The sequence below is a fragment of the Chamaesiphon sp. OTE_20_metabat_361 genome (genome assembly GCF_031364565.1).
Genome location: NZ_JANLWO010000422.1, coordinates 1 through 8,171, shown reverse-complemented (window position 1 = coordinate 8,171; position 8,171 = coordinate 1). Strand labels below are relative to the sequence as shown.

The window sequence follows — 8,171 nt, the reverse complement described above, 5'->3', positions numbered from 1 at the left end:
TAATATCTCATAGTCCAGTGACATCTTGCCCAATTCACAAGCGTGAGTATTTAATAGTAGTTGGTGGATTCGATCCATTCTTAGTTACTAGACATGAAAACAATCTACATTTACGCCTCGTCCTGGCAGGTGTACAGTTTGTTTATGCCCCTTGCTTAGTGTATAAGTATCGACAGTACAGTGACGATCGACGATTATCACAAGCTGCTTCTACGAAAATGGGAGATATGTACTATTTTGAGGTATTAGAGAGAGAAAAGGCAATAATTGAAGAAAAAACTGCTCAGCCTTTATCAGCCGAGGTGCGATCGACTTTCGCTAGAGATTATTGGACTTATGGACGAGTAGTTTTAAGGGAAGGCTATCGTGATACGGCTCAAAAATACTTCTCTGAAGCTCGTAAGTTAGACCCCGATCGCTGTATTGTCGGCAATAATCCTTATCCGCTGTTGGTTAAATCGATCGGGGTAGGTGGGGCAGAACTCACAATGAGTTTATTAAAGAAATTCAAGCTCAGATGACATTTAAGTCAAAACTGTATTATAAATGGTTTACTTATGAGCGTGCAGGAGCAAATTAAACAAAGAGAAATCTGGTTGGATATTCTTAAAATTATAGCAAGGCTATGTGCGCTTTTAATTTATGTATCTTACTGCCTTCCTGACAATACTTTATTTCAAAATATAGAATAAACCTGTATCTACTAAAAACCTTTTAGCTCCTTCGAGCAATTCATTCTTAATTATTTATAAAAGCTATTTATGTTGTAGACTTAAATTCATCGGAACCATCGATGCAGCTAATTTATCGCATCCTATATGAAAGTAATTTTTGATATTTCATCAGTTGGAGATAATCCAGAAACTAGAACAGGCATAGCTAGAACTGCCTGGAGCTTAGCCGATCTACTACATCAAAATCTAGGTGACGACCTAAGCTTTTCTGCCACTGGTTCTGTTGCAGCATCACTTCAGACACAAAGGCTACTTGAGGCCCATCCCAATCTTTGTTCCGCTATCCATCCAATCAGTAATATCGCGAAAAATGTAGATCGATTACATCAGCAAGTTAGCAGCGATCGATCCAACTCTTGTAGTCAAGCTATTCGGAAAACTCAACAGTCAATATTGCTGAATATTTCTAGATTTATTAACATTACCAGACAACCGATTGATTCACAAATATTAGCCCAAGCTGATGTATTTCATTCTTCTTATCCACGCATTCCTAATCAAGTGAGGAAGGCGCTCCCCAATCGGCACCTCCAGACAGTTTACGATTTAACTCCGTTACTCTTAGCTGAAAAATACTTCGCTCCAGGGCAACGAGGGATCACACAAAGATTGATCGATACTATTCAGCCCAATGATTGGGTAACAACGATATCAGACGCTACTCGGAACGACCTCTTAAACAGAAAAAGGCTAAATCCCGAACGAGTTGCGACAATTTATTTAGCGGCATCTCCCGAACTTTTTTATCCAGTTTCAGATAAATCTGTCATCCAAGCAACAAAGCAAAAATATCAGCTTCCAGAAGGAGATTATTTTCTCTCACTTCACTCTCTAGCTCCTCATAAAAATATGGAGCATCTAATATCTTGCTTTAGACAGGTCATTTTACAAGAGAAAAAGCAAGATTTACACTTAGTAATCTGTGGAGGAAATCAAGGCGCAGTCGGATCGATGATTAAAGATAACCAGTTAACAGATACAGACTTAAAATTTATTCACTTTGCAGGATTTATAGATGATAGTGACTTAGCTGCAATCTATAGCGGTGCGCTTGGTTTTATTTTTCCTTCTCTTTACGAAGGATTTGGATTGCCAGTACTAGAAGCGATGCAGTGTGGCTGTCCAGTTATCAGTTCTAATACTTCATCTTTACCCGAAGTCGTTGGAAAAGCTGGTTTTTTAGTTTCACCCACAGACAAAGATACTCTTTGTGAATATATAGTTAAACTCGATCGTAGTAACGAGTTACGGTCTGAGTACTCTCAGCATAGTCTAGATAGATCTGCTCTTTTTAGCTGGAAAAAAACAGCGGCTGCAACATTGAAAATTTATGAGCGTATGATGTCATAGTTCTAGATATATACTTAATAGTAGCCCTAGGTTGGTGAGAGACATCTAATTCATTAGAGGTATTTATCTTTAGATATTTATTTTCTACGACCGACCGTATTTTCAAGAATGTTACAATTATTTAATATAAAATTAATTAAGATATTTGCTTGGAGCGATAGCAAAAATTTACATAGTCAAAAATTATTATGAAATCACTATCGATTAAATTAATAGAATTATTAATTGCGAAAGGATTCAAATTACCATTATCTTTCTCAGAACTGGTGAAAGGTTTTTATAAGCGAATTTTGTATAAACAGTTATTAGATACCTTAAAAATCAACTGTGTCATTGATGCTGGAGCAAATAATGGTGGGTTTGCAAAACAATTAAGGTCTTTAGGGTATGCGGACTATATTCTTAGCTTTGAACCCGATCCTTTTGCATATGCTGAGTTGCACAGTCACTTTGCGAATGACTCGCGATGGAAGGGATATAATTTGGCATTAGGAAGTACGGACTCTCAGTTAATTTTAAATATCAATGAATTTTCGGTAATGAATTCTTTTTTATCAGGAAATGAAAATACTTCTGCAACAGTTAAGACTATAAGTGTCGAAGTAAAAACGCTTGATTCTCTAGCAAATGATGTTCTTTGTTTGAATAGTGATGTCCGTATATTTTTAAAAATGGATACTCAAGGATTTGATTTAGAGGTGATGAAAGGAGTTCAGGCTCTAAGAGATAAAATATTTTTATTGCAATCTGAAATATCTATTCAACCATTGTATAAAAATATGCCTCACTACCTAGAATCTTTACAATTTTATGAAACATTAGATTTTGAGCTAGTCGATCTTTTTTCAGTAACTCGAAATTCAAAAGGAGTAATTGAGTATGATGCAATAATGATAAGTACCTCCGACGCTCGGATTAAATAGATTATATGAAATATCTGACACTACTTGAAGATCTAGATTATCGAGGATCGCAACGAGTAGCTCAAAACTATTCTCTTGGCATGAAGGCTTTAGGACATGATATTCGAGTTTTAACAATTAATGCCCTTGGAAGCAGAACAGAGTATTTGACTCAGGAAGGAATTGTCTGCTCTTGCATAGCTACTCAGCCAGAAAGTATAGATGAAATCTCTATTTGGTCGCCAGATATCGTTCATATTCATCGATCGGGCATATATGATGAGAAAATAAATCAAACAATTGTTGAACTTAAAAATAGGGTTAATCCGATCGTAATCGAGACTAGTATATTCTCGCGCGTAGATTATAAAATTCAGCCCAATATCATCGACATCCATTTGCATCTGACAAAATGGTGTTTATGGAAATGGCTACAATGGTCAAAATCTCTAACTTACAAGCCATTAGCTACGATTTTACCTAACTCAGTAATTTCTAGCTTATTTTACAGAAGTTCCACGCAAGATATTATCGATTGCAAAAGTAAATTAGGCATACCTCAAAATAATTTTATATTCGGTAGAGTCGGTGCTAACTGTGAAGCAAAATGGCACCCCATAATTGTAAATGGCTTTGAAAATATTGCTAAAACTCATAATAATGTTTCACTATTGCTGGTTTCGCCACCACCATCAATTCTCAAGCTAGTTGAGAATCTACCCATAAATATTAAAAATCAAGTATTCATAACACCTAAGATAGAAAAGGATGGAGAGTTACGACTTTTGTACTCAAGCATGAATGTGATGCTTCATGGTTCTCGAATTGGGGAAAGTTTTGGTATAGTTTTAGCTGAATCATTATTGTGTGAGACTCCATCGATCGTTTTAAGTTCTCCGATGAAAGATAATAGTCAAGTTGAAATTATTAAGCATCAGCAGACAGGACTTGTCGTTAATAACGCAGAATCTTTTATTCAGGCAATGAAAGAAATATACGATTGCCAGGACAAAGCTAGAGAATTTGGTAAAAATGGTCGCAAAGATATAATTGATAACTACGATAACGAGTATGTCTGCAATAGATTAAATTTACTCTGTAAGCTGCTACTAGACAATCGCCAAGAATTAGCTAGTATAGCCCCACAACTTTTGAATGACAATGGTTTTGTGACAGAAGTACCTAATTTTATGAATGTACTAGATGAATTTTATGGCCAGGTACCAATTCATGAAAAAATTATCGCAAAACTAGTTCATCATCCCCAAATATATCGTTTTTATGTAAATGCTATCTTAGCTGCTAAGTTCAACTAACTATTTTTGAAATGCACATTACTACATATTTACAACCCGAACGCACTTATTTACCTTGTACGGGGGTAGGAAAGCATATCAATAATATATTACTCAACCTTGCTAAGCGGCAAGGTTTCGATATTTCATTACTGGTCGCTCATGAGTATCTTAACTCCGATCGCCAACTCGATCCTCGGACACCTTTACAAAATTTTGAGCTGCGAACTTATCCTTATAAAAAGCTATTATCTGAGAGATTATGGAAATTTATCGATCTGCCTAAAATGGATAAATTCATTGGTAAAACAGATTGCTTGTATTCCCCGGTTGCTGAGTACATTCCGATCGATAAAAATATTCCGACGATCGTCACCATGCACGATATGCACACGATTGAACCAGATCTGCCTTGGTCTAATAGTAGCAGCCACAAATGGCAAAGATTAAAAACTAAAATTTGGATAGCTAAGGCGATCGATAAAACAGATTGTATTTGTACTGTTTCTGATTATAGCAAACAGAGAATCGTCGAGTTGTTAAATGTAAAGCCTGAGAAAATTAGTGTAGTTGGAAATGGAGTCGATACAGCTTTTTTTGAAATAGCGAAAATCGACAATAAGTACTTACAAGCTCCGATCTCTGAGCCTTATGCAATCGTAATTGGTGGGTTAAGGTATAAAAAAGGAGGATATCATGTTATTGAAGTGGCGAAGGAGTTGGCCCTCAGGAAAAGTCCACTCAAAATTTTAATTATTGGTTCTAGCGAACCCGAATTAGTAAATATAGCAAATACTTTGGATAACATAGTATTGCTAGGAATGGTTGATGACAGTCAGCTACCTGAATTGGTGCGGATGGCATCATCGCTTTTATTCTTATCTCTATATGAAGGATTTGGCATTCCCATGCTAGAGGCAATGGCGGCAGGGACACCTGCGGTAGTGTCAAATAAAGGTGCGCTCCCTGATGTGGGAAGTTCGGCCGCAATTGTCGTAGAACCAAAAAATGCTGCTACAATTGCTGATATTCTAAGTAATCTCGATCGAGATCCACAACTACACTACCAATACGAGCAGCTTGGACGCGAACGCACACATGAATTTACTTGGGATCGCTGTGTCGATCGATTAGTTGATGTTTTTCATCAATATTCATAAGTTGTCAATAACTGTAATTTTATAAGTCTTGTGATAACTGAGAACTAGTATCATTGAAAATTAGAAACTGATATCTAAGAGCGAGTGCGATCTATTCTTCCCACAATTAAACTACCTAAATGACCAAAGTCGTTTTCTGCTGGTCGGATATTTCTGGCTATATGGCTGCCTGCTGGCATACGCTCAACCAATCCGCCGATGTAGATGTTTTCGTAATTGCCTTTCAAGCATTGACAGAAACTGCCTTTGGCGATCGATTGATGCAGGATATTCCATGTCGCCTGCTCGATCTTCAAGCAAGACAAGATGCCCAGTCGATCGAGCAACTGGTAGTTTCAGAACACCCTGATGTGGTAGTGGTTTGTGGTTGGCTGCATCAACCCTACTGTAAATTGGCATCGGCACCTAGACTCAAAGATACTGCTTTTGTCATGGGAATGGACACACCTTGGAAGGATAATTTGCGCCAGCGACTGGCACCGCTAGTGCTGCGCTCTTTTCTACAACGGATGGATCGAGTAGTTGTCACAGGAGAGCGTAGCTGGCAATTTGCCAAACGATTGGGAATTGCCCCCGACAGGATCGATCGCGGATTATATGGCATTGATTATGATAGCTGGGTGCCGCTTTGGGAAGATCGATCTCAATCGGACTGGCCGCGATCGTTTCTGTTTGTCGGTCGTTATATCCCAGTTAAAGCGATCGATGTCCTCATCGCAGCCTATCAAGATTATCGCGATCGAGTTGATGAGCCGTGGGAACTAGTCTGTTGCGGTCAAGGCGAACTCAAAGCTCAATTAGCTGGAAAACCAGGAATTAGCGATCTCGGTTTCTTGCAACCTGTAGAGATGGAATCTATCTGGAAATCTGCTGGTGCATTTATCTTACCCAGTCGCTTCGATCCCTGGCCTTTAGCTATTGTTGAGGCTGCCGCCGCTGGGTTGCCGATTATTTGCACTGATATGTGTGGTTCTGGCGTTGAAGTCGTGCGATCGTGGTACAACGGTCTAGTGATTCCTGAAGATAATATTGCTAAACTCACTCAGGCTTTAGTAACTCTCCACGAGCATCATGCCGAATTATCCGTTTGGGGTAAGCGATCGCAAGAGCTAGCCGCACCATATTCTACTAGTATCTGGGTGTCCCGGTGGCAGTTCCTACTTCAGACAGCCGTAAAGCAGTGCATGGTGCCAGCAGATCTTAACTCACCAGGAAAGTTGGCGAATACAACTTTTGAGCATTAAAGCTGCAAAATAAATAAAATTACGATCCATCGATCGTACCTTAATACCTCAGTTGTAATGATTTGTGAAAAATGAACAAAACCTTTATCGACCAACTGATAAGCTTCTTGGCTACTCCTGGCGGGATAATCGGGGTTGCTGTTGGAATTTTGATGCTGCTCAAAGCTACTAGTTCTCGGCCGACTTCATGGCTGATGTTTAGCCTCTGTTGCTTTGCTTCGTCACTAAATATAATCAACGATGGATTTGTCACATCACCACCATTGCTGTTTCCGCTTCAGCAAATTCGGGCATCCGGTAGACCATTAGCAATCGTATTGCTAATCCTGCTAGTACTACTAGCAATCCAAACGCAAGGTACTTGGCGAAGATGGGTACTTCCCAAACCCATTAAGTATCTGATGTTCGTGCAATTTGTAATTTTATTTAAAACAGTGGTTTACGGTAGTGTGGAATTTGCATTCATCTCCGCGATGACCTTTGGCGGGATTGTGTTCATGTTGCAGCGAGGGCCAGGACAATGGCTGCAAGATGACGAAAATTTTTATCTTGCAGTCAGATCGATCGCTGTGGTCGGCTTAATTTTTGTCGTAGCCAATACCTATCAATATGCACTTAATCGCTATGCGATTACTTTCGTACACAGCCGTTTCCTGGGAACTACAGGCAATCCACAGCACGCAGCAGTATTGCTAGCTGCAACAATTCCGTGTTTGATGTTTTCGATCCAAAGTCACCCAAGATGGAACTTTTTTAAATTTCTCTGGCTAGTGACTTTACTGATTGTCGTGTACTTTTTATTATTAACTGGTTCGCGTACGGGGCTACTAATGGGTATAGTTTCAATTTTATTATTTTTCCGAAACAATGGGGGTGCTTGGTTCCGAGTCATACTGTTTATAGGTATATCCGCAGCACTGTTACTACCATTTTTAGAGCCAGATTCATTAACTACATCGTCAGGAATTGACTCCTCTGTCAGTGCTCGCTTCGCTTCTACTGAAAATAGCCGTGAAAGTGCCTGGTTTTGGATGTGGAATTCTTTTACCAACAATATTTTATTTGGCGAACCGTTAAGGGGAGATCGCATGGGTTATGGTGAAAACTCTTGGCTATCAGCCGCTGCTAATCTTGGATTGACCGGGTTGATTCCGATGATACTCATGGGATGGGAGTCTATCAAGCTCATCTGGCAGCTCAATCAATTAGGTAATCGACAGAGATACTACTTCTTTCAGACTAGTGTAGTCATAGCTGGATTGGGATCGATGCTTGTCGGAAGTGTGTTTGAAGCTTTTCTACTAGGAAATATTACATTTTCACTGCTCGCGTTTTTAATTTATCTCGTCATGGGTGGATATCTAATTGAAGTCGATCGAGTTCGGACTTACTATGCTAGTGTCGAACCAGAATATCCTGATGATGTTGGGCTATATCAGTGAAAATTTTACATGTAATTCCTTCAGTCTCTCCCGTTAGAGGGGGG

Annotated in this window: 6 protein-coding genes and 1 pseudogene; all 7 read left to right on the top strand. The window is 39.1% G+C overall.

Annotated features, from left to right (window positions below; genetic code table 11):
• A pseudogene (locus RMO35_RS12245) lies at positions 1–521 on the top strand (family 2 glycosyl transferase); the annotation flags it as partial.
• A 297-nt stretch (positions 522–818) separates the two neighbouring features.
• Entirely contained in the window at positions 819–2,084 is a 1,266-nt protein-coding gene (locus tag RMO35_RS12240) for a glycosyltransferase family 1 protein (protein ID WP_309741530.1), read from the top strand.
• A gap of 188 nt (positions 2,085–2,272) precedes the next feature.
• Positions 2,273–3,007, top strand: coding sequence for an FkbM family methyltransferase (locus RMO35_RS12235; RefSeq protein ID WP_309741529.1), 735 nt, complete (start codon positions 2,273–2,275; stop codon positions 3,005–3,007).
• Between the two features lie 5 nt (positions 3,008–3,012).
• Positions 3,013–4,302 (top strand): glycosyltransferase family 4 protein, encoded by a 1,290-nt coding sequence (locus RMO35_RS12230; RefSeq protein WP_309741528.1) that lies wholly within the window; start codon positions 3,013–3,015, stop codon positions 4,300–4,302.
• A gap of 11 nt (positions 4,303–4,313) precedes the next feature.
• The gene (locus RMO35_RS12225; protein ID WP_309741527.1) at positions 4,314–5,441 is read left to right on the top strand and encodes a glycosyltransferase family 1 protein; all 1,128 of its coding nucleotides are present in this window, start codon (positions 4,314–4,316) and stop codon (positions 5,439–5,441) included.
• 119 nt (positions 5,442–5,560) lie between these two features.
• A complete protein-coding gene (locus tag RMO35_RS12220; RefSeq protein WP_309741526.1) occupies positions 5,561–6,685 on the top strand; it encodes a glycosyltransferase family 4 protein in 1,125 nt (374 codons plus the stop codon).
• 71 nt (positions 6,686–6,756) lie between these two features.
• A complete protein-coding gene (locus tag RMO35_RS12215) occupies positions 6,757–8,127 on the top strand; it encodes a hypothetical protein (RefSeq protein ID WP_309741525.1) in 1,371 nt (456 codons plus the stop codon).
• Positions 8,128–8,171 lie beyond the last annotated feature (44 nt).

Coding starts and splice junctions, on each gene's coding strand:
- RMO35_RS12240 (WP_309741530.1), top strand. CDS start 819: ATGAAAGTAATTTTTGATATTTCATCAGTTGGAGATAATCCAGAAACT.
- RMO35_RS12235 (WP_309741529.1), top strand. CDS start 2,273: ATGAAATCACTATCGATTAAATTAATAGAATTATTAATTGCGAAAGGA.
- RMO35_RS12230 (WP_309741528.1), top strand. CDS start 3,013: ATGAAATATCTGACACTACTTGAAGATCTAGATTATCGAGGATCGCAA.
- RMO35_RS12225 (WP_309741527.1), top strand. CDS start 4,314: ATGCACATTACTACATATTTACAACCCGAACGCACTTATTTACCTTGT.
- RMO35_RS12215 (WP_309741525.1), top strand. CDS start 6,757: ATGAACAAAACCTTTATCGACCAACTGATAAGCTTCTTGGCTACTCCT.
- RMO35_RS12220 (WP_309741526.1), top strand. CDS start 5,561: ATGACCAAAGTCGTTTTCTGCTGGTCGGATATTTCTGGCTATATGGCT.